The organism is Acinetobacter septicus (assembly GCF_019355975.1).
GTDB classification, from domain to species: domain Bacteria; phylum Pseudomonadota; class Gammaproteobacteria; order Pseudomonadales; family Moraxellaceae; genus Acinetobacter; species Acinetobacter ursingii.
The window spans coordinates 797176-817745 of record NZ_CP079898.1 but is presented as its reverse complement, the minus strand read 5'-3'; the positions used below and the strand labels follow the sequence as shown (position 1 = coordinate 817745).

At 39.9% G+C, this 20570-nt stretch carries 25 protein-coding genes; 16 read left to right on the top strand and 9 right to left on the bottom strand.

Annotated features, from left to right (window positions below):
• The first annotated feature begins 34 nt into the window (after positions 1-34).
• Positions 35-646: a glutathione binding-like protein gene (locus tag I6L31_RS04045; RefSeq protein ID WP_005004719.1), complete on the top strand. Its 612-nt coding sequence runs from the start codon at positions 35-37 to the stop codon at positions 644-646.
• A gap of 49 nt (positions 647-695) precedes the next feature.
• Here the strand turns inward: I6L31_RS04045 and I6L31_RS04040 are convergent, their stop codons facing one another.
• From I6L31_RS04040 to I6L31_RS04015, 6 genes are all read right to left on the bottom strand, one after another.
• On the bottom strand, positions 696-1394 hold the full coding sequence (locus tag I6L31_RS04040) for a hypothetical protein (RefSeq protein WP_005004715.1): 699 nt from the start codon (positions 1392-1394) through the stop codon (positions 696-698).
• A gap of 85 nt (positions 1395-1479) precedes the next feature.
• Entirely contained in the window at positions 1480-2265 is a 786-nt protein-coding gene (locus I6L31_RS04035) for a thiazole synthase (RefSeq protein WP_005004712.1), read from the bottom strand.
• A 12-nt stretch (positions 2266-2277) separates the two neighbouring features.
• Positions 2278-2475, bottom strand: coding sequence for a sulfur carrier protein ThiS (thiS, locus tag I6L31_RS04030; protein ID WP_004998328.1), 198 nt, complete (start codon positions 2473-2475; stop codon positions 2278-2280).
• Between the two features lie 11 nt (positions 2476-2486).
• The gene (locus I6L31_RS04025) at positions 2487-2852 is read right to left on the bottom strand and encodes a DUF423 domain-containing protein (RefSeq protein WP_005004709.1); all 366 of its coding nucleotides are present in this window, start codon (positions 2850-2852) and stop codon (positions 2487-2489) included.
• A gap of 111 nt (positions 2853-2963) precedes the next feature.
• On the bottom strand, positions 2964-3830 hold the full coding sequence (rpoH, locus tag I6L31_RS04020) for an RNA polymerase sigma factor RpoH (RefSeq protein ID WP_004988265.1): 867 nt from the start codon (positions 3828-3830) through the stop codon (positions 2964-2966).
• 133 nt (positions 3831-3963) lie between these two features.
• Positions 3964-4200, bottom strand: coding sequence for a sulfurtransferase TusA family protein (locus I6L31_RS04015; RefSeq protein WP_005004706.1), 237 nt, complete (start codon positions 4198-4200; stop codon positions 3964-3966).
• A gap of 390 nt (positions 4201-4590) precedes the next feature.
• Here I6L31_RS04015 and I6L31_RS04010 point away from each other — a divergent pair, with 390 nt between their 5' ends.
• The gene (locus I6L31_RS04010) at positions 4591-4803 is read left to right on the top strand and encodes a cold-shock protein (RefSeq protein WP_004653893.1); all 213 of its coding nucleotides are present in this window, start codon (positions 4591-4593) and stop codon (positions 4801-4803) included.
• 104 nt (positions 4804-4907) lie between these two features.
• Positions 4908-6059: an ATP-dependent RNA helicase RhlB gene (rhlB, locus tag I6L31_RS04005; protein ID WP_004988257.1), complete on the top strand. Its 1152-nt coding sequence runs from the start codon at positions 4908-4910 to the stop codon at positions 6057-6059.
• A 95-nt stretch (positions 6060-6154) separates the two neighbouring features.
• Here rhlB and I6L31_RS04000 read toward each other — a convergent pair whose 3' ends face one another.
• On the bottom strand, positions 6155-6532 hold the full coding sequence (locus I6L31_RS04000; RefSeq protein ID WP_004988255.1) for a hypothetical protein: 378 nt from the start codon (positions 6530-6532) through the stop codon (positions 6155-6157).
• A gap of 208 nt (positions 6533-6740) precedes the next feature.
• Here I6L31_RS04000 and I6L31_RS03995 point away from each other — a divergent pair, with 208 nt between their 5' ends.
• From I6L31_RS03995 to I6L31_RS03935, 13 genes are all read left to right on the top strand, one after another.
• Positions 6741-7316, top strand: a complete 576-nt coding sequence (locus I6L31_RS03995; protein WP_005004702.1) for a nitroreductase family protein — start codon at positions 6741-6743, stop codon at positions 7314-7316.
• 35 nt (positions 7317-7351) lie between these two features.
• Positions 7352-8425 (top strand): NAD(P)H-dependent glycerol-3-phosphate dehydrogenase, encoded by a 1074-nt coding sequence (locus I6L31_RS03990; protein ID WP_004998322.1) that lies wholly within the window; start codon positions 7352-7354, stop codon positions 8423-8425.
• Between the two features lie 65 nt (positions 8426-8490).
• On the top strand, positions 8491-8946 hold the full coding sequence (locus I6L31_RS03985; protein WP_004988250.1) for a SixA phosphatase family protein: 456 nt from the start codon (positions 8491-8493) through the stop codon (positions 8944-8946).
• Between the two features lie 23 nt (positions 8947-8969).
• The gene (gene gspL, locus I6L31_RS03980) at positions 8970-10109 is read left to right on the top strand and encodes a type II secretion system protein GspL (protein WP_005004698.1); all 1140 of its coding nucleotides are present in this window, start codon (positions 8970-8972) and stop codon (positions 10107-10109) included.
• The gene (gene gspM, locus I6L31_RS03975) at positions 10109-10588 is read left to right on the top strand and encodes a type II secretion system protein GspM (protein WP_005004687.1); all 480 of its coding nucleotides are present in this window, start codon (positions 10109-10111) and stop codon (positions 10586-10588) included. The genes gspL and gspM overlap by 1 nt, the downstream gene beginning before the upstream one ends.
• Before the next feature lie 91 nt (positions 10589-10679).
• Positions 10680-11684, top strand: a complete 1005-nt coding sequence (locus I6L31_RS03970; RefSeq protein ID WP_004988247.1) for a quinone-dependent dihydroorotate dehydrogenase — start codon at positions 10680-10682, stop codon at positions 11682-11684.
• A gap of 3 nt (positions 11685-11687) precedes the next feature.
• Positions 11688-12275, top strand: a complete 588-nt coding sequence (locus I6L31_RS03965; RefSeq protein ID WP_004988245.1) for a CvpA family protein — start codon at positions 11688-11690, stop codon at positions 12273-12275.
• A gap of 24 nt (positions 12276-12299) precedes the next feature.
• Positions 12300-13838, top strand: a complete 1539-nt coding sequence (gene purF / locus I6L31_RS03960) for an amidophosphoribosyltransferase (protein WP_005004686.1) — start codon at positions 12300-12302, stop codon at positions 13836-13838.
• A gap of 82 nt (positions 13839-13920) precedes the next feature.
• Entirely contained in the window at positions 13921-15810 is a 1890-nt protein-coding gene (locus I6L31_RS03955; protein WP_005004685.1) for a M48 family metalloprotease, read from the top strand.
• A gap of 89 nt (positions 15811-15899) precedes the next feature.
• The gene (locus tag I6L31_RS03950) at positions 15900-16568 is read left to right on the top strand and encodes a hypothetical protein (RefSeq protein ID WP_005004683.1); all 669 of its coding nucleotides are present in this window, start codon (positions 15900-15902) and stop codon (positions 16566-16568) included.
• Positions 16569-16718: 150 nt separating this feature from the next.
• Positions 16719-17678 carry a 2-hydroxyacid dehydrogenase gene (locus I6L31_RS03945; protein ID WP_005004680.1) on the top strand — a complete coding sequence of 320 codons (960 nt, stop codon included), beginning with the start codon at positions 16719-16721 and terminating at the stop codon, positions 17676-17678.
• Between the two features lie 143 nt (positions 17679-17821).
• Positions 17822-19234 (top strand): M48 family metalloprotease, encoded by a 1413-nt coding sequence (locus I6L31_RS03940; RefSeq protein WP_228128623.1) that lies wholly within the window; start codon positions 17822-17824, stop codon positions 19232-19234.
• A 110-nt stretch (positions 19235-19344) separates the two neighbouring features.
• A complete protein-coding gene (locus I6L31_RS03935; protein WP_034698744.1) occupies positions 19345-19704 on the top strand; it encodes a hypothetical protein in 360 nt (119 codons plus the stop codon).
• A gap of 112 nt (positions 19705-19816) precedes the next feature.
• Here I6L31_RS03935 and I6L31_RS03930 read toward each other — a convergent pair whose 3' ends face one another.
• Together I6L31_RS03930 and rpsU are read right to left on the bottom strand one after the other, a co-directional pair.
• Entirely contained in the window at positions 19817-20263 is a 447-nt protein-coding gene (locus I6L31_RS03930) for a GatB/YqeY domain-containing protein (RefSeq protein ID WP_004988228.1), read from the bottom strand.
• Between the two features lie 31 nt (positions 20264-20294).
• Positions 20295-20510, bottom strand: coding sequence for a 30S ribosomal protein S21 (gene rpsU / locus I6L31_RS03925; RefSeq protein WP_001136722.1), 216 nt, complete (start codon positions 20508-20510; stop codon positions 20295-20297).
• Positions 20511-20570: the final 60 nt, after the last annotated feature.

The following is a 20570-nucleotide window of genomic DNA, read 5'->3' as shown; positions in this document are numbered from 1 at the left end:
AAAACAGTGAAGAGAGCTATAACAAGGATTATTTATGAAGTTGTATTATTCACCTGGTGCATGTTCATTGGCTGCACATATTCTTTTGAATGAAATTAATGTTGATTTTGATCTGGAAAAGGTTGATTTAAAGACACATAAAACAGAAAAAGGCGCTGACTATTACGAGATCAATCCAAAAGGTTATGTGCCTGCACTTGAAATTACACCAGGATTGGTTCTCACTGAAAACGTTGCCGTGCTTCCTTTTATTGCGCAGCATGACCCAGCTCAGAATTTGATTCCACCATCAGGTCTAGGTCGTGCCAAAGTTTTGGAATGGTTAGGATACCTAAACTCAGAATTGCATGATGCTTATGCAGTATTCTTTGGTGGTGCATTAGATAACGAAGCAAAAGAAAAAGCTTATGCTGAAGTTGACCGATTATTGACTTATATCGATAAAGCCATCGCTGAGTCAGACCATGAATATCTAGTAGATGATGGCTTTGGGCCAGCCGATGCTTATTTATTCGTGCTTACAAACTGGTCAAATAGCATTGAACACGATTTAAGCCCTTATACCAATATTGTTGCTTTACGCAATAAAGTGGCTGAACGTCAATCAGTCAGTATTGCCATGCGTGATGAAGGTTTAATTGCTTAACTCTCTGATCGCATTTAACAAAAAGGCCTCAATGTGATTGAGGCTTTTTTTATTGAAATTCAGGTGGTTCTTTGAAATTTATTTGTTCTAACTTCAAATCATAATGCTGTTTTAAAGTGCGCCATTTAGTTTTTATTGGCTGCTGAACATCTTCAAACTCATTTTCACCTGATATTTCTTTTAATTTTCCTGTAGAGAAGTTAATACTGAGTGAGTTTTGTTCACCAGAAGCGCGATGGAAACTCATTTGGTCAAAACCGATTAATTTAAACGCGCGATCTTGGTATCGAAAGCTAAAAGTATTGTGGGTGACATACCATGAACCACAGCTTAACCAGTAATGTAAATTTATTTTTAAAATACCTTTTGAAATAGTTACTCCACCATCTTCTAATGGATCGGCAAGACAAGGGGAGTCTGCATCATTCTCACTTGGCAATTGTTGATTCTTACTGATCAATTGATAGCCTTGAGTTGTTTTAAATAAAACTAATAAGCTTCTAGGATTGATGTTAAGTTTAGGGCTTCCTAAACTATCATTGCTCAGAATATTTTTTGGATTATTCTCTTCAATGACCAGAACAATGTCCTCTAGACCATCACGATTTAAATCTCCTTTGACTGTTTCAAGTATTTTCCAGTGTTTAGGAATAAATTGTTGATATTGTGTTGGATTGGGATTGGCACGAACGCTGGTGGTAAAACTAAAACAACCCAAACTAAAAATAGCAAATATGGCTTTAAGCATATGAAAATACTCTTATTGTTTATTCTTGAAATAAAAAAGGATTCCGAAGAATCCTCTTAAAATACGTCTTAGAGAAATATAGGCCTTATTTAAAGAAATAGCCAGTTTCAGGAGAGCTGGCATTGGCCATGCGTTTACGTGGCATACGTCCAGCTAGATAAGCTTCGCGACCTGCTTCAACGGCTTTTTTCATGGCAGAGGCCATCAATATTGGATGTTGTGCAGCGGCAATAGCGGTATTCATAAGTACGCCATCACAGCCTAACTCCATTGCAATGGCAGCATCACTTGCAGTCCCTACACCTGCGTCAACCAAAACGGGTACTTTGGCATTTTCTTTAATGATCGAAATGGTATGTGGGTTTAAAATCCCTAAGCCTGAACCAATCAAACTGCCTAAAGGCATAATCGCAACACAGCCCATACTTTCCAGTTCTTGTGCGACAATTGGATCATCAGAGGTATACACCATGATCTCAAAACCATCATCAATCAACGTTTGAGCGGCTTTAAGTGTCGCCGTAATATTTGGATATAAGGTTTTTTCATCACCCAAAACTTCAAGTTTGACCAGATTATGACCATCAAGTAATTCACGTGCCAACATGCAGGTACGCACAGCACTCTCTGCATCGAAACAACCCGCAGTGTTGGGTAAAATGGTATATTTTTCAGGCGGAATGACGGAGAGTAAATTTGGCTGATCAGGATGTTGTCCAATATTTACCCGACGAATTGCTACTGTCACGATCTCAGCGCCACTGGCTTGGATCGCTAAATCAGTTTCATTGAGGTCTTTATACTTGCCTGTGCCTACGAGTAGGCGAGATTGAAATGTACGTGAACCGATGATTAAAGGTGAATCTTGCATGGCTTGCTCCGTTTAGCCGCCGCCAACAGCGTGAATAATTTCGATACGATCATGATCTGAAAGGGGAGATTGTTCCAGTTTGCTTTTTGGAACGATTTGCTCGTTTTGTTCAACCGCAAATCGTTTACCTTCAAGTGCCAGTTCCTGAACCAGTTGCAATAAGTTATGGCAAGCGGTTTGTGTCAGCTCACCATTCAAATAAATTTGCATGTGTTTTTCCATTATTTCGCGTATTTTAGGGCATTCCACGCAAGAACTAACCAACCTAAAATCATAAATACTCCGCCAAGTGGAGTAATTAAACCGAGTCCACGCGGTAAGCCCAATGCCATGATATATAAAGAGCCACAGAATAATAAAATACCGATTTGAATCAGAACAAAGGATGCTTTAATTGAAAATTGAGGACTTGTTTTAGACAAAATACCTAGCGCAAGTAAACCTAATGCATGATAGAAAAAATATTGTGTTGCTGTTCCCCACCAGCCCAGTTGTTCTGGTGTAGCAAAAGCCTTGAGGCCGTGAGCGCCGAAGGCCCCCAATATAACAGCCAAAGCAAGATTAACAGCTGCGATTGCGATCCACATAAGCTGAAATACTTAAAAAAAGACCTAAACACCTTAGCATAAATCCTATGCGCTAAAAATACTTAAGACCAATAAAAAGAGGCAGATGCCTCTTTTTAAATCTGGAAAAATCTAACTTGCAGACATGGCGACTTTGATTTTTTCCATCGCATTTTTTTCAAGCTGACGAATACGCTCTGCGGAAACATTGTATTCAGCCGCAAGCTCATGCAAGGTCGATTTGTCATCGTCCAGCCAACGGCGCTGTAAAATATTACGTGAACGATCATCAAGCTGATTCATGGCTTCATATAAAGCAGAGCTACTTTGTTCTTCGTAGTCTTCATTTTCCACTAAACGAGCAGGGTCGTAACGGTTGTCTTCCAAATATAGCGCAGGTGCGACATGAGTTGAATCATCGTCATCATCACCTTGTGCTTCAAATGCAGCATCATAAGCCGTTAAACGACCTTCCATTTCTAGCACTTGCTCAGGAGTGACATTTAAGTCAACGGCAATCGCTTTAGCTTCTTCTAGTGTTAATTTTTTGCTCGACTTTTTCAGACTACGCAAATTAAAAAATAATTTACGTTGTGCTTTCGTTGTGGCAATTTTGACAATACGCCAGTTACGAATCACATATTCGTGAATTTCAGCTTTGATCCAGTGAACGGCAAATGAAACCAAACGCACACCCATATTCGGGTCAAAACGCTTAACCGCTTTCATCAGGCCGAGATTGCCTTCTTGAATCAGGTCACCCTGCGGTAAACCATAACCCGCATAGCTGCGTGCGATGTGGACGACAAATCGCAAATGCGACATCACCAACATTTTCGCCGCATCCAGATCCTGATCATAATAATAACGCTCAGCCAGTTCTTTCTCTTGCTCAGCGGTCAAAATTGGAATTTGATTAACAGTGCTGATGTAAGCACCGAGATTTACACCGGGCGCAGATAAGGACAGGGGCATCAATTGATTGCTGCTGTCACTCATGAGTTCTCCTTATAGGATGATGGTATAACCAATGATTTCATCTTAATGCGAAGCAAGTTCATAATTAAGGAAAATTGGGTAGAGAAATGTAAAATTTTATACACGAGTTAATCTAAATATCAAAACGATATATTTAGGATTCAATCAAATAATGAAATTCGTGCTCAGATACTCTGATGAGCTCACAACTAAGCTGATGTAGTTCGCAATAACGTAATACATCAATTTCACTATGGGGGTCAGAAGATTTCAAAAGCAAAACCTGATGATCTGCCTTTTTTAAATGACGTTTAAGCATCAGCAGCGGCATTGGGCATGGCTGACCAATTGCATTAATTTCAGTAGCGGGAACGGGATTTGAATCACTCATCCTTAAAAATATTTAGCGACATTTATGAATAATAATTTTATCAAATATTTGCACAAATGTGCAAAAAGTCGTGCGCTATATCCAGCGTAGATTTTATCGGTAATAAAATTTTTGTGAGGGAGTTTAAAAAATAATCAACAATTAATATAGAATTATCTAAAAAATTTCTATTAATTGTCATAAACCCGTGTTAAGCTCGAAGCGTTTTAGGATTAACCAGTATAACAAATCATTGTTTTACTAAACCTATAACAAATGGATGTAACCGGAAATTGTTGATAGTTTTACAGAATGATTACAAGCTTTGAAATAATAACGAATTTTAAACTTGTTTGCTCTGCTGTTTGCAACACCGGAAGGTCCTTTATTTTCACTTCTGAGGATTGACTTATGACAGCTCGCGAACAAGGCGTTGTTAAATGGTTTAACGACACTAAGGGTTTTGGCTTCATTCAACGTAATGGCGGCGACGACGTATTTGTACATTTTCGTGCAATTATGGGTGACGGACATCGTTCGTTACGTGATGGCCAACGCGTTGAGTTTAGCGTTGTGCAAGGACAAAAAGGTTTTCAGGCTGAGAATGTACAGCCTTTAGACTAATCAACATGTTGTCATGTTGAATAACGCCTCAATTTTTTAATTGGGGCGTTTTTGTTTTATACTATCGCTCTCATCAGAGTGATTAACAGTTAGAGCACGAGTATATGGTATCTGGTTTTGAAACCTTGAATCTACATCCGCAACTTAAAAAAGCGATTGATGCATTAGGGTTTAAGCAAATGACCCCAATTCAGCAAAAGGTTTTAACATATACACTGGCAGGGCACGATGCTATTGGTCGCGCGCAGACAGGAACGGGTAAAACGGCAGCATTTTTGGTCAGTATCATCAATGACTTGCTCAATAATCCGATTCAGGAACAACGCTATCGTGGTGAGCCTCGCGCTTTGATTCTTGCGCCGACTCGTGAACTGGCATTGCAAATTGAAAGTGATGCTAAAGAACTGACCAAATTTACAGATTTAAAATTACTCACCTTGGTTGGCGGTGTGGATTTCGACAAGCAAAAGAAACCATTGAATGCGAATTTTTTGGATATTCTGGTCGCGACACCTGGTCGTTTGATAGATTTTATTGAACAAAAAGAAATCTGGCTTGATCAAATCGAATTTTTGGTGATTGATGAAGCAGACCGTTTACTGGATATGGGTTTTATTCCTTCGGTAAAACGTATTGTGCGTTATTCGCCGCGTAAAGAGGAACGTCAGACTTTAATGTTTTCGGCTACCTTTAGCTATGATGTCCTGAATCTGGCACGTCAATGGTTATTTGAACCCGTGACTGTTGAAATTGAACCTGAACAAAAAACCAATAATGACGTTGAACAACGCGTTTATGTGGTGGAGAAAAAAGATAAATATCGTTTGCTCCAAGATATTTTACGTGATGAGCCTATCGATAAAGTCATGATTTTTGCCAATCGTCGAGATCAGGTGCGCCGTTTATATGATCATCTAAAAAAAGATGGCTATCGGGTAGGCATGCTATCGGGCGAAATTGCGCAGGACAAACGCTTGAAAATGCTTGAGCAATTTAAGCAGGGTAAAAATAACATCATGATTGCAACGGATGTTGCGGGACGTGGTATTCATGTCGATGGTGTATCGCATGTGGTGAACTTTACTTTGCCTGAGCAGTCTGATGATTATGTGCATCGTATCGGTCGAACAGGGCGAGCGGGTTCACAAGGCGTTAGTATCAGTTTTCTTTCTGAAGATGATGCGTTTTATTTGCCAGAAATTGAAAAAGCCATTGGTAAAAAGTTACCTTTAACTCGGTTGGAAGGTTATTGCTAGTTAACATTGCTTGAATGTTTATTTATAAAAAATGCGCTCAATATTTTTTAGAGCGCATTTTTTATTGTACATGAAAAACGAGCTGCTCGTTAAGGTTAGCTCGCCTTGCAATAAAAGGTAAGTGTGGTTTGGTAATCATCATCTTTAGCTAAAGACGCATTTTTCCCTGAAATAGAGCCGATAACACTGGCTGCTGCTTCAACCATTTTTCCAGTGTCTTCATCCACTACACCTTTGAGTACGCCGTTATAGTTGGTTTTCTCATCGACGACGATGGCTGTACTGCGTTTGCAGGTTTTATTGGCAGCATCAACCGCATTGTTTTTTGCAATTAAGTTTGTTTTTCCAACACCTGTCACTTCAAACTGATTATTTTCTTTTTGAATTGCAGCTGTGGAAGTCGGATTAGATGCACAAGCGGTCAGTAAAAGGGCTGACACAGTCAGTATGCTGGCGGTCATTTGTGTTTTCATAAACCAGTCCTTCTGAAATATTAAAAATGAACCATTTTAGTTGAACATAAAATTTTCTATTTATTTTGAGTATGTTGTATAGGTTTTGATGGTTTTGTGCAGTATAGATGTCAAATTGGTGAAAACTGAATAAATGCCCAGATTGACATGGCAGAAATAAAAAAGAATATGCTAATCTAGTTTTGTTTTCTCTATTAGATCAATGTTCATGACGGATTTAGACGTAAATACGGTTCATCAAAATATTCATCAGCGTCAATCAATTGGGCATCTTGTTGAGCCTGCTCCTTCGTCGCAACAATTACAAAAAGCGTTCGAAGCTGCTCTGACTGCGCCAGATCACCATCGCCTCAAACCTACTCGATTCATTGTCATTCAACCCGAGCAACGTGCGAATTTTGGAGAAAGTTTATCTCAGGCACTGGCGGATTTGGGTGAAACTGATCCAGTTCAACTTGATCGAGTTAAGCAACATCCTTTTCGCGCACCTTTGTTGGTCATTGCGGTTACTCAATTTCAGGATCATCCCAAAGTTCCATTGTTTGAACAGACCTTGAGTTCAGGTGCTGCGATTCAAAATTTTCTGCTGTCGTTACAGGTACAGGGTTTTGCGAGCATGTGGCGTTCGGGCGCAGTGGTAGAGTCGACGTGGTTAAAGCATCATTTAGGATTGGCTGATCGTGATTTGATCTCAGGCATTATTTACATTGGTACTGCTGCAAAAGCAATTGCGCCACGTGCAGAGGTGGTTATAAGCGATTTCGTCACGAATTGGCAGTCTTAACAAGAATATATGGGTGTTGTAGGAATAAAAAACGTATGACGGAATTAAATTTTTCAGACTTGGTTAAGCCAGTTGAAGTGGATAAAAAAACAGCGCTCAGAATTACCGTATTAGGTGGTGGTAGTTTTGGTACTGCAATGGCAAATCTCGCTGTACGCAATGGTTGCGATACTATGATCTGGATTCGTGATCAGGATGCCGCAGATGATATTAATCGCAGTCATATCAATAAGCGTTATTTACCAGATTTTAATTTAGAAACGGGTTTACGTGCAGTCTGTGATATCGAAGAGGCTGTTTGTGATCGTGACATCATTTTAGTTGCGATACCAAGCCATTCTTTCCGTAATGTACTTAAACAAATTTCCCCCTTTATTACTTCACAGGCGGTTGTTTCGCTGACCAAGGGAATTGAAGCCGATACGTTCAGCTTTATGAGCGATATTATTCGGGAAGAATTACCAGAAGTTCCCTACGGTGTACTTTCTGGGCCAAATCTTGCCAAAGAAATTATGGCGGGTATGCCTTCAGGCACAGTGATTGCCAGTCACTCTGAACTGGTGCGTTATGCCGTACAGCATGCTTTACATAGTGCTTTATTTCGTGTTTTTGGTAGCGATGATGTGCATGGCGTAGAACTGGGGGGTGCACTGAAAAATATTTATGCAGTCGCGATGGGAATGGCGGTAGCTTATAATATTGGTGAAAATACCAAGAGTATGATCATCACACGTGCTTTGGCAGAAATGAGCCGTTTCGCTGTAGAATTGGGTGCAAATCCTCTGACATTTTTGGGTTTGTCGGGCGTAGGTGATCTGTTTGCGACTTGTAATAGTCCACTCAGTCGTAATTATCAAATTGGTTATGCTTTAGGTTCTGGTAAAACGCTGGAACAGGCGACTAAAGAACTTGGACAAACGGCGGAAGGCATCAATACCATTGTGCAGGTGCGTAAGCGTGCTCAAGAGCTTGATGTATATATGCCAATCACCAATGCTTTGTATGAAGTGATCTTTGAGAATGCGCCAGCTTTAAATATTGCACTTGCGCTTATGAAGAATGGGCATCGTAGTGATGTTGAGTTTGTACTGCCGCATCATGAAGTGTAATAGCCTGTTTATAAAAACTGTCATAAAGACTTGTTATCATAAAGAAAGATTAAAAAGGAATGGTTATGCAACTGACTTTAGTTCGTCATGGAGAGGCAGCTCCTCCTGTAGATGGTAATGATGCCAAGCGACCATTGACTGCATTGGGCCATGCTCAGGCTGAACAAACGGCACAATATCTTAACGGGATTGTAAGCCCCGAAGTTTTTGTTGTGAGCCCTTTACTGCGTGCGCAAGAAACGCTTGGTCATATTCAGGCATATTTTCCTGAAGTTCCTGTTTTACTTTGTGATAAGATCAAACCAGATGATGATGCAGAAGATGCGATAGACTGGCTATCCCAACTTCCATTTGAATCTGTTGTTGTGGTGTGTCATATGAATGTTGTGGGGCATATTGCTGAACAGCTTACACATGAGAACTTTAATCCCTTTGCTTTGGCTGAAGCACGTATTTATCGCCAAAGTGTGATTGCCAATGGATTGTCAACACAAGAACATAGTTTTATACCTACGCTATAATGAAAACACGGTACTTATAATTTATGCTGTATTTATGGATGCCTGAAGCCAATGGGGCTTGGTTTTGGTCAACAGGTGAAAATTGGTTACAGGCTTCCAGCCTTGAGCAGCTGATTCATGATTTGCAACCGCATCAAGGAGAAGAGACTGTTGTTTTCTTTTCTAGTCGTCATATTCAGATTTTGCAACAACAGATCACCAAAGCTCATGTGAAGCAATTGGGGGTAGATGGGATTAAATATCTCATGGAAGAATATGTCACTATGCCGGTTGATCACATGCGAGTGGTTCACCATTTTGAATCGCCAGTTCAATTAACGATCTTGGCCGTTGCACAAAATTTAGTTGAAACATGGCAGCATGCTTTGAACTTGTTGCCGATTAAACTGGTCGCTTTACTCCCTGATTTTCTGATTGTGCCTGAACCTGAACAGAATAAAGTCAATCTGGTCCATTTGCATGGACAGACTTTGGTGCGTGAAAATCGCTACAAAGGTATGGTGATTGATGATCTTGGGGTTTATCTTGAATTTCAAGCCGCTGATACTTTTTATCATTATAGTAATCTGACCGCACAACAACTTGATCTGCTGGCAAATGTTTCTACGGCAGAAACCCGTGAACCTTTTGATTATCAGTTTCAAAAAATTCAAAAATCGAAGCAGCATCCATTCAATGTATTACCCAAAGCCAAAAATGAAAGCAAAGTCTCTGGTTATTGGAAAGCATGTGTTGCTGCTTTCATCGCAGTATTGATTGTTCAGTTAAGTTACGATGCTTTACGTTGGTACAAATTAAAAAAGCTGGCGAACCAGACAGCGACACAGGCCGTAGATCAATATAAATACTGGTTTGGTGCCAATAGTCGAGTGACTGAGCAAAATATAAAAAGTATGTTTGAAAGCCAGTTGAGGATGAGCCAAAGCGGTGACACGACAGCTTTAAATTTATTAAGTAGAGTCGGTCCCATTTTGATGCAGCGCCAAATTGTTGCGCAGCAAATAAGTTATAGCGCTTCGTCTTTGAGCATGTCATTAAAAGCCAATTCTGCCAATGATTTGCAAAATTTAACGCAGCAGCTTAATCAACAAGGGTTTAAAGCAGAACTAGGGAATGTTCAGGCGGATGGTGCAGGCGCAATTGGGATGGTAAAAGTACAATAATGAACACGATAACTCGAATTCAGCAAGGTTTTGATCAAAAAGTCGAACGTATTATTGATGCTTTACAACACATGTCTGCGCGTGAACGTTATATGGTGATTTTCGCCAGCATACTGGTGGTGGTTGCATTAGTGGGTTTTTCACTTTGGAAAATGCACAGTCTGGCAGATCAGCAACAAAAGCGAGTCAATGAGCTTAAAGATTTAATGGTCTGGATGCAAAGTAATGCAGTAACTATGAAACCTGCTTCAGAAAGCCAATTGAGTTTAGCTGAGAAAGTTCAGCGGGTTTCACAGCAGCAGGGGTTAACTGTGTCATCTCAGCAAATGGGAGATCAATTGCAAATTGTCGCAGAACATCAAAATTATGCGGTTTTAGCGAATTTTATAACGCAGCTTGCACAAATGGGCCTGTCAATTGAAAAAATGGAGATGGTGTCGAGTAATAATCAGATTAAATTAACGGCTACAGTACAATAAGGTCTCAAAATAAAAGGCTTGCAAGCATGGTGTTTTATCTGCGCTATGCCTATAATATGCCTACCTGAAAAAGCAGTAGACTTTGATTGATATGTTATATTCGCTTGCTCGCCCAATGTTGTTCTCCTTGTCACCCGAGCGTGCCCATGAACTTACCTTATCACTTTTGAAGTCCGCCCATAAAATTGGATTAGCGCGTCAGCATATTGCACCAAAACCTGTGACTTGTATGGGTATAGAATTCCCTAATCCTGTAGGTCTTGCAGCAGGTCTGGATAAAAATGGCGCTTATATTGATGCATTGGCAGCTATGGGTTTTGGTTTTATTGAAATAGGCACCATTACTCCGCGTCCACAAGCTGGAAATCCACAGCCACGATTATTCCGTATCCCAGAGGCAAAAGCCATTATTAACCGTATGGGGTTTAATAATGATGGGGTGGATCAGTTGATTGAAAATGTCAAATCGTCAAAATTTAAAGGCATTTTAGGGATCAATATTGGTAAAAATGCCGATACACCAGTTGAAAATGCAGTCGATGATTATCTGATTTGTCTGGAAAAAGTTTATCATTACGCATCGTATATTACGGTCAATATTTCTTCGCCAAATACCAAGAATCTACGTAGCTTGCAAAGTGGTGATGCGCTCACCGAGTTACTGGAAACGTTGAAACAACGCCAATTAGAACTAGCAGAACAGTATCATCACTATGTTCCATTAGTACTTAAAGTTGCACCTGATTTAACTGAAGAAGATATCGAATTTATCGCAAATCAATTATTACAGTTTAAAATTGATGGCTTGATTGTGACCAATACTACTTTGTCTCGTGTAGGCGTGGAAAGTTTGCCTTATGGGAATGAAGCGGGTGGTTTATCTGGTGCACCTGTGTTTGAAAAAAGTACAGAATGCTTACGTCAGTTTGCAAAACGTTTGAATGGTCAAATTCCTTTGATTGGTGTGGGTGGAATCACCCAAGGTGAACATGCGCTTGCAAAAAAAGATGCGGGTGCTAGCCTTGTACAAATTTATAGTGGCCTCATATATACAGGTCCAAGCCTAATTAAAGATTGCGTGAGTGCTTTCAACTAAGTGATGAATACACTGGATATCATTATTCTGATACTCCTGCTCATTGGAGGGCTAAACGGTTTGCGACAAGGATTCGTAAAAGCCTTTGCGAACTTGATTGGTTGGATATTGGCACTGATTATGGGTGCGAAATATGCCAGCTTTTTGGCGCCAAGCATGGGGGTGTTAAGTCATGACCCCGTTGTCCAAAAGATTGCGGCATTTGCATTTATTGTTCTGATGATTATTGTCCTTACGTGGATTGTGACAGCTATACTCAATTTGATACTTAAAAGTATGAGTCTCGGTCCATTAAATCGTTTGGCTGGTGGTGCTTTTGGGACATTAAAAGGCTTATTGATTGTACTGGTGACCATGCAAGGTCTTGGTCCATGGGTCGAAAGCTCTCCACATTGGAAACAGTCCAAATTTGTTCAAGTCTTACTGCCTTATGCGCCGTTAGCAACCGAATTATCGAAAGATGCTGCCAATGAAGCATTACAGCATGTGACATCGGAAGGGAGTTTATTTCATCGCCCTTCACATGAGGTGGCTGAGTCTGATTTAGACAAAGATCAGTCCAGTCATTCAACCCAAAATCCTTTTTATTAATCCTAGCCCGTCTGCGAGGTTGCTATGTGTGGAGTAGTTGGTATAGCTGGTAAAGCACCCGTTAACCAAATGTTGTTTGATGCATTAACGATGTTGCAGCATCGTGGACAGGATGCAGCTGGGATCGTGACTTGTCATAATGGTCGTCTTTTCCTGCGTAAAGACAATGGTATGGTGCGTGATGTATTTCATACTCGTCATATGCGTGCATTGATTGGTAACTATGGGATTGGTCATGTGCGTTACCCAACTGCGGGTTCGGCAAGTAGTGCTGAAGCACAGCCATTTTATGTAAACTCTCCATATGGGATTACACTGGCACATAATGGTAACTTGACCAACGCTTCTGATATTCATGATGATCTGTTTAAAACAGATTTGCGTCACATGAATACCGACTCTGATTCTGAAGTTCTGCTCAATGTGTTTGCTCACGAATTGCAAAAGAGTGGCACTTTAAATCCAACCGCAGAAGATGTGTTTCATGCAGTGAAGCGCGTTCATGAGCGCTGTAAAGGTGCTTATGGTGTGGTTGCCATGATCACGGGGCATGGTTTGGTGGGTTTTCGTGATCCAAATGGAATTCGTCCACTCATTTATGGTTCGCGTGAAACGGAACTGGGCACTGAATATATTATTGCTTCTGAATCAGTTGCGATTACCGCACTTGGCTTTAAGATTGAGCGCGATATTCAGCCAGGTGAAGCAATTTTCATTAATGACCAAGGTGAGCTTTTCACTCAACAATGTGCTGCTGAACCAAAGCATCGTCCATGTATTTTTGAATATGTGTATTTTGCGCGTCCAGATGCAATTATCGATGGAATCTCAGTCTATAAAGCCCGTTTAAAAATGGGTGAAAAACTGGCACATAAAATTTTGCGTGAATGGGGTGAGGAACACGATATTGATGTCGTGATTCCAATTCCAGATACCAGCCGTACTTCTGCACTTGAACTGGCGAATATTTTGGGTGTGAAATTCCGCGAGGGTTTCATGAAAAACCGTTATATCGGTCGTACCTTTATTATGCCAGGTCAACAGCAACGTAAAAAATCAGTACGTCAAAAACTCAATCCAGTTGAACTTGAGTTTAAAGGTAAAAATGTATTGCTTGTGGATGACTCGATTGTTCGTGGTACCACGTGTAATGAAATCATTCAAATGGCGCGTGATTCGGGTGCCAAGAAAGTTTATTTCGCTTCTGCTGCGCCTATGGTGAAATATCCAAATGTCTATGGTATTGATATGCCAGCAAAAACTGAGTTAATTGCGTCACAACGTAGTGTTGAAGAGATTCAGGACATTATTGGTGCTGATCGTTTGATCTTTCAGGATTTGGAAGATTTAAAAAATGCAGTTCGTACGAGCAAAGTACCTGATTTGACAGAGTTTGATAGTTCGGTCTTTGATGGTATTTATGTGACGGGTGGCATCGATCAGACTTATCTAGAAAACCTAGAGCGTAAGCGTAATGATTCAGCCAAAAGTACAGATGGTTATATAGATGTCAATATTGATGCTGCTTCCGTTGATTTAACAGGAATCAAAGAAGAGTTATAATATAAATTCTGTGGGAAAAAGCGGGTTTTTCCCGCTTTTTTCATTTATGATGAGGCAACAATGTAATCAGGACATATTTACATTGAAAGAAGTCAGTCATTATCTCGTTGAAAATAAAAATATGATGTGGTCGGCAAGCATGTGCGTGGTCGCGATGCTGCTGACAATGTTCATCTTAAATACCACGCTTGGACTTTTGGTTCATTACTTTGATTATAGTCAGTCTATTTTTTGGCATAGCCTCAGTCCTTATTTGATTATTTTATTGTTTTTTATTGTGGTGAGTTCCGCCATTTACGAACTCTATATTTTTCGAGAAGGCGGACATTCTTTAGCGAAGCAATTAAAAGGTCGTCGTTTAGATTTATTGGAAAATACGCCAGAAGAAAGCGTCGCCCTTAAAATTTCTCAAGGTTTGGCAAAAAAGTTTCAAATTGAAACGCCAGTATTATATGTTTTGCCAGATGAAGTTGGAGTCAATGCCTTAACTGCTGGATTTGATCAGCGTAATGTGGTCATTATCATGACGTGGGGAGCATTGCAAAATCTGGATGAAGTTGAATTATATGGTTTGCTAAGCCATGAATTTAATCAGATTTTATCTGGTGAAGCGGTAGAAAATACTAAACTTAAAATCTTATATAGTGGCTTGATTACTTTTAGCCAACTAGGTAGTCGAATTGCAAAACGAGGTTTTAAGCCTTATCAAAAAAATAAACATCGCAAATTTGAAACATTCTTTATTGCAGTCGGTGGGATTATCTGGCTATTAGGCAGTATGGGAGTGCTGATTACACGTTTGATCAAATACTTAACTTTAAGTGGTCGAACTTTCCGTAATGACTATAAAACCATGCAGCTTATTCAAAATAATGCCAATACTCAAACTTTACTTCGAATCTATGTCCATCATGCAGGCTCGCAAATTCATAGTGTATTTTCTGAATCTATTGCACATATGTGTTTTGCCAACTCGTTGAGCCCACAAAGCTGGTTGAATATTCACCCGAGTATTGAAGATCGTATTTATGAACTTAATCCAACGATTTTGCAGGAGTTACAACTTGAGAATCTTAAAAAGTTAAGAAATCGTCCGCTATTTAGTTTATTTCGTTCACTTGAAGAAATGGATGGTAATGTTCATACACCGTGGATATCACCACAGCCATTACCATTATTGCGTTTATCGCCCATTAGTTTTGCTTTAAATGATGCTATTAAGCCGCTTAAGGCTGAAATACGCCAAAATATTAAGCGTCCTGAGTTAATCCAAAGAGCATTGCAGACAGCGACAGGATCGCGTGAAGTGATGGTTGCAATCTTGATGATTCGGCAATATCGTGAATTTCTTCCACAAAATGCCCAAGTCAGCCGTGCCATTGTGGATGCCTTGCTTTATTTGGATGGGCGTGTGCATGTTCAGATTTTTCATGAAGCCTGTCGTAATATTGGCTCACTTCCAGCCAGTATCGCACGACAGTTTTTAACTCGTTTGGCTTTAATTATTCAAGAAGACGGTGAAGTCGGTTTACTGGATGCTTTGCTTTTGGAGAAGGTGAAATTTGAGCTAAATCTGATGCCAGTCCATATGCCGACCTCGATTGAAGAAGTTAAACCACAAATCGTTCGTTTAATCGATGCATTGCTACATGTACAGCAAATTAATAGTCCCAATCAGCTTGAAGTGCGTGATCGTATTCTGAGCCATATTTTGACTTTGGAAGAAATGGTATGGTATGAAGAAATCTCGGATGAACCTATTGATCTGGCTGAAATTCTGAATGATTGTGCGGGTTTATTGTTACGTGATCGACTTAGTATATTGGGTATTGCCGAAATGTGTTTATGGAGTGATCGTATTATCACTCAAGACGAACTGGATGTTTTAGAGTTGTTATATTGGCGATTTGGATTTGAGACTGGGGATATTGTCGATCAAATGCAAAAGAAAAATACCCTGATGATTATTTAAACGACACTTAATCTCTGTTTCGATCAAAGCACTGAAAAAGCCTATAAAGCAGAGTAGAATAGCGTGGAAATAGAGGCAATAGTGTAAATATGACAGGGCAGCAGCGTAATATTTTGGCGGCAATGGGGGTGGATGTTTGGATTCCACGAGCAATGTTATGTCAAAAAAAGCCGCCTGTTTGTTCTTGGCGTGATCAAATTCCCCCCGAAGATCATGTGGTTGTCGCTGTGGTCAATCAGCAAGTGCTAGATGCATCTCAAACAAAACAAGAGTTGACAAAACACATTGAGCCGATTGCTCAGTTAAAAGATAGACAACCACCTACAACAGTTGTTGAAATTGAACAGTCTACTCTGGAAACTCCTACGAGCACCTTGCCAAAAGATCAAACTGTTGTGGTCATGCAACAGGCTTTTACATTAGAAGCATATTGTCTTGATCAGGTCATTATCGTGGTTGAAAGCTCACAATTATCCAAACAGCAAAGACAACTCTGGACGAATATTCAATCTTCAGTATCGGGCTATTACCATGAATTAAAATGGCCATTACCGCTTGAAAACTTTCGTGACGGGCGGGGTGTACACGCTTATATTCAAGGCTTTTTAGATGCGTTGGCGCTGGATAAACGTATTTTGATTTTGGGACAACTTGACTTTATTTCTCACGCTCAGAGCATGCAACTTGCTAGTTTACAGGAAATGATTGATCAGCCTTTACTCAAACGCCGTCTATGGCAACTGATGTTAACCCAATAAAATTTCATTTCTTGATATGTTAGAGCATGGATTTCTTTCATAAATCCTTTTTATTTCTCCATATTGGAGAAGAAAAACGGGTTCAATAGTTAAAAGAAATCTAGTATATCTCTCACTTTAGATATTTAGCTTATTGAATAAGGATGTGTAATGAAACAGAAAGTCGTCGTTTTTAGTCAAATTGATGCAACGGTTCTGGATCAACTTGAGCGCGATTATCATGTGGTGGTATTAAATCCCAAGCAAGGTGACATCAATGAGCAAATTCGTACAGAAGTCGTAGATGCTGATGCCATGATTGGAGCGGGTCGTCTACTCAATGAAACCAATCTGGCACCTGCACAAAAATTAAAAATCATTTCAACCGTGAGTGTGGGCTATGATAATTATGATGTGGATTACCTCACAAAAAATAATATTTGGCTAGCCAATACGCCCCATGTATTGACAGAAACAACTGCGGATCTGGCTTTTACTTTGTTGGTTAGTGCTGCGCGTAAAGTCCCTGAGCTAGATCAATGGACAAAAAATGGTGAATGGAAGCGTACAGTCGGCCCTGCTCAATTTGGACAGGATATTTTTGGTAAAACACTCGGTATTATTGGACTAGGGAATATTGGTGCAGCAGTCGCACGACGCGGCTTTTATGGCTTTAATATGAATATTCTGTACCATAATCGCCGCGAAAAACTTGAATTGGCACAGCCTTTAAATGCACGTTATTGTGGTTTGGATGAACTTTTAAGTCAGTCAGATTTTGTTGTGGTTGCGGTAGATTTAAATCCTGAATCCAAAGCACTCATGGGTAAGGCGCAGTTTGAAAAAATGCAATCTCATGCCGTGTTCGTAAATATTGCACGTGGTTCAGTGGTGGATGAAGAAGCTTTAGTTTATGCCTTGCAACAACAACAAATCTTTGCCGCAGGTCTGGATGTCTATCAAAAAGAACCATTACAGTCATCACCATTATTTAGTTTACCTAATGTGGTGACATTGCCGCATATTGGCTCTGCGACTGCCGAAACACGTTTGAAAATGGCAAAACTGGCACATAAGAATCTAGTCGATGCACTGGAGGGAAGAACCCCACAATATCTTGTAAATGGCTAAATTTGCTATAACACTTTATTGCAAATGCTTTGAGTTTCCAGTGTTATATTGGGGGTGCTGACGAAATTATTTTGATCAGTTATCCCTTATTTTTGATGAGAGATCATGATTTGAAACATGTGGCAACTGTTTTGACGTTATCTATGCTGACTGGAGTTGCGCAGGCACATTCCGATTATTTCTATCAATCTGCTACTTCTCAGGTAGAAGTGCCTGAAATTGGAAGCGGTATCGGGTTGATCGATCAACAAAAAGAAAAAATGATTGGAGAGAAAGTTTACCGTCAGGTTCAAAGGCAGTTGCCTATTTTGCATGATCCATGGCTTGAGGATCAGTTTTTTCGAGTGTTCGCTCAAATACTCAGTCAGACGCAATTGGGTCAGCCCATTGGAATGGTGGTAGTCAATGATCCACAAATTAATGCATTTGCTGTTCCGGGTGGGCTATTTGCCTTAAATTCGGGTTTAATTGCGTCTGCGCACAATATTGATGAAGTTGCAGGGGTGATGGCGCATGAAATTGCCCATGTCAGTCAGCGACATTATAGTCGATCACAAGAAGCATTTAAGGGGCAGGGCTTATTAGCCCTTGCAGGGATTTTAGTGGGTGCTGCAATTGCAGCACAGACCAAATCGGATGCTGGTGCTGCGGTTATGTTAGGTACACAAGCCGCTTTGATGGATAATCAATTGACCTATAGTCGAAATCAAGAGCGCGAAGCAGATCGTATAGGTATGCAATATATGTATGCCGCGGGTTATAATCCACAAAGTATGGCTGATTTTTTTGAAACCATGAATCGTTCTACAAGTCGATTAAGCTATCTGCCTGATTTTTGGATGACGCATCCACTGACTTCTGAGCGGATGAGTGAGTCGCGTTTGCGTGCCAATCAGTTTCCTAAAGTGAAGTCCAAATTGTACGATCCTGATTTTCAGATTTTAAAATGGTATACCTTGGTTGAAACCAATCAAGTCACAGAACAATTATTGCAGATTCAAGTGAATCAAAATAACAAACCTGCTCAACTGGCCATGAGTGCTTTTTATAACAATCAGGGTGATTATGCCAAAGCGCAAACTATGCTTGATGGGGTAAAGACAACTTTCCCGAGCAATACTCTGATTAGCATCTTACAAGCTGATATTTATTTAAATCAAAATAAACTGGATGATGCTTATCAGGCAATCATCAATACCCAGCGCACCATGCCCGAAAATCGTCCTTTAGCATATAAGCTCGCTGAAATCCTGATTCGACAAGGTAAAAGTGCCGAAGCACAGACACTAGTACAACGATTTATCAATACCAATAATAAAGACATCGAAGGATGGCGATTACTACAACAAGCTGCCAATGCAGATACCCAATCATCGCTAAGAACCGTCAATGTCTTGCGCTATCGAGCTGAAGTAGAATATTGGTCTGGTTATGAGGAAAATGCGATAAAGTCGATGTTACATGCGCAACGTTTAGCAAAAGGCAATAATGCCATGAGTGCCAAGATTGAAGATCGTTTAAAACAAATGCAGTCAGAGCGGTTATTGAAAATCTAATTTAAGTATAACTCTGGTTGATCTAAAAGCGTCTTTCAATATGAAATTTACGTTGCAAAAAATATTTTAGCTATTAAGCTAACATGAGAAGTATGATATTGATTATAGTTATGAAAAAGTTCACATTATTGTTAAGTTTAGTGATTTTGGGGCAGTCAATTTTTGCGGCACCGCCTGAACGTTATATACGCTCAGTTGAAAAAATTTCGAATACTTATAATACGGATATGCGTCATTTTTTACGCTCACTCAATCCACAACAGACGCAGTTTACTCCAACACAACAAACGCAATTTTGTGGCATTGTGAATCAATATGTGCAAGATTTATATCAGGTTAATGATCAATATCGATCAGACTTACCGCTTTCTTATGCGAAAATGACAAAACAGGATTTTATTAATCAGGTGATGGCATCAAAAGAAATGCAAATTTTGAAAAAATATAATATTCAGTGTCATTTGCAGTAAATAAATACATTCAGAAAGAAATTTATAGTCGACTCATTTAATATGAATCTCATCAATCTATTCTAAAAATTGTATGTGAAATAGACAAGTGGCAAATCAAGCTAAATATCAATTAGCCTAGTTTTGCTTTAATTTTTGCAGATACTTGTGCAGGATCGGCACGTCCGGCTATGATCGGACGTAGAGAGTTCATCACCTTACCCATATCTTTCATGCTAGTAGCACCTTGAGCAGCAATCGTTTGCTCAATGAGAGAATCAAGCTCTTCCTCAGTCATAGCTTCTGGTAGAAATTGGGATAACACCTCAATTTCGGCTTGTTCTTTACTAGCTAAATCATCACGGCCTGCGCCTTCAAAGGCTTTGACCGATTCTTTACGCTGTTTAATTTGCTTTTCAATGACCGCAAGAACTTGCGAATCGTCAAGCTCTACGCGCTCATCGACTTCGATTTGCTTAATTGCTGCCTGTAAACCACGAATCACCGTTAACTTATTCATTTCTTTAGCACGCATAGTGGCTTTTAAAACTTCAGTTATTTGGTTCTTCAAAGTAGTCATTTAATTATCCAGACAGTCAATCACAAATTAATTAGTAAAGGCGAGTAGTACGTACAGATTCGCGTGCCAATTTCTTTTGGTAACGCTTAACAGCAGCAGCTTTTTTACGCTTACGTTCTTGAGTCGGTTTTTCGTAGAACTCGCGCTTACGAACGTCAGCTAAAACACCAGCTTTTTCGCATGAACGTTTGAAACGACGGATTGCTACGTCAACTGGTTCGCCTTCTTTCAACTTAACTTGTGGCATGTAAAATCCTCTAGATTATGGATAACATCGAGCGCAGGATTGCCTCGATGACAAGTGAAG

Bases quoted from the DNA above. Each gene is read 5' to 3' on its own strand.
- I6L31_RS04015 (WP_005004706.1), bottom strand. From the start codon at position 4,200: ATGAGTGATTCAAATCCCGTTCCCGCTACTGAAATTAATGCAATTGGT.
- I6L31_RS03945 (WP_005004680.1), top strand. From the start codon at position 16,719: ATGAAACAGAAAGTCGTCGTTTTTAGTCAAATTGATGCAACGGTTCTG.
- rhlB (WP_004988257.1), top strand. From the start codon at position 4,908: ATGGTATCTGGTTTTGAAACCTTGAATCTACATCCGCAACTTAAAAAA.
- I6L31_RS03965 (WP_004988245.1), top strand. From the start codon at position 11,688: ATGAATACACTGGATATCATTATTCTGATACTCCTGCTCATTGGAGGG.
- gspL (WP_005004698.1), top strand. From the start codon at position 8,970: ATGCTGTATTTATGGATGCCTGAAGCCAATGGGGCTTGGTTTTGGTCA.
- I6L31_RS04010 (WP_004653893.1), top strand. From the start codon at position 4,591: ATGACAGCTCGCGAACAAGGCGTTGTTAAATGGTTTAACGACACTAAG.
- I6L31_RS03935 (WP_034698744.1), top strand. From the start codon at position 19,345: ATGAAAAAGTTCACATTATTGTTAAGTTTAGTGATTTTGGGGCAGTCA.
- I6L31_RS03995 (WP_005004702.1), top strand. From the start codon at position 6,741: ATGACGGATTTAGACGTAAATACGGTTCATCAAAATATTCATCAGCGT.
- I6L31_RS04025 (WP_005004709.1), bottom strand. From the start codon at position 2,852: ATGTGGATCGCAATCGCAGCTGTTAATCTTGCTTTGGCTGTTATATTG.
- I6L31_RS04045 (WP_005004719.1), top strand. From the start codon at position 35: ATGAAGTTGTATTATTCACCTGGTGCATGTTCATTGGCTGCACATATT.
- I6L31_RS03970 (WP_004988247.1), top strand. From the start codon at position 10,680: ATGTTATATTCGCTTGCTCGCCCAATGTTGTTCTCCTTGTCACCCGAG.
- gspM (WP_005004687.1), top strand. From the start codon at position 10,109: ATGAACACGATAACTCGAATTCAGCAAGGTTTTGATCAAAAAGTCGAA.
- thiS (WP_004998328.1), bottom strand. From the start codon at position 2,475: ATGCAAATTTATTTGAATGGTGAGCTGACACAAACCGCTTGCCATAAC.
- I6L31_RS03940 (WP_228128623.1), top strand. From the start codon at position 17,822: ATGCTGACTGGAGTTGCGCAGGCACATTCCGATTATTTCTATCAATCT.
- I6L31_RS03950 (WP_005004683.1), top strand. From the start codon at position 15,900: ATGACAGGGCAGCAGCGTAATATTTTGGCGGCAATGGGGGTGGATGTT.
- rpoH (WP_004988265.1), bottom strand. From the start codon at position 3,830: ATGAGTGACAGCAGCAATCAATTGATGCCCCTGTCCTTATCTGCGCCC.
- rpsU (WP_001136722.1), bottom strand. From the start codon at position 20,510: ATGCCACAAGTTAAGTTGAAAGAAGGCGAACCAGTTGACGTAGCAATC.
- purF (WP_005004686.1), top strand. From the start codon at position 12,300: ATGTGTGGAGTAGTTGGTATAGCTGGTAAAGCACCCGTTAACCAAATG.
- I6L31_RS04035 (WP_005004712.1), bottom strand. From the start codon at position 2,265: ATGCAAGATTCACCTTTAATCATCGGTTCACGTACATTTCAATCTCGC.
- I6L31_RS03930 (WP_004988228.1), bottom strand. From the start codon at position 20,263: ATGACTACTTTGAAGAACCAAATAACTGAAGTTTTAAAAGCCACTATG.
- I6L31_RS04000 (WP_004988255.1), bottom strand. From the start codon at position 6,532: ATGAAAACACAAATGACCGCCAGCATACTGACTGTGTCAGCCCTTTTA.
- I6L31_RS04040 (WP_005004715.1), bottom strand. From the start codon at position 1,394: ATGCTTAAAGCCATATTTGCTATTTTTAGTTTGGGTTGTTTTAGTTTT.
- I6L31_RS03990 (WP_004998322.1), top strand. From the start codon at position 7,352: ATGACGGAATTAAATTTTTCAGACTTGGTTAAGCCAGTTGAAGTGGAT.
- I6L31_RS03985 (WP_004988250.1), top strand. From the start codon at position 8,491: ATGCAACTGACTTTAGTTCGTCATGGAGAGGCAGCTCCTCCTGTAGAT.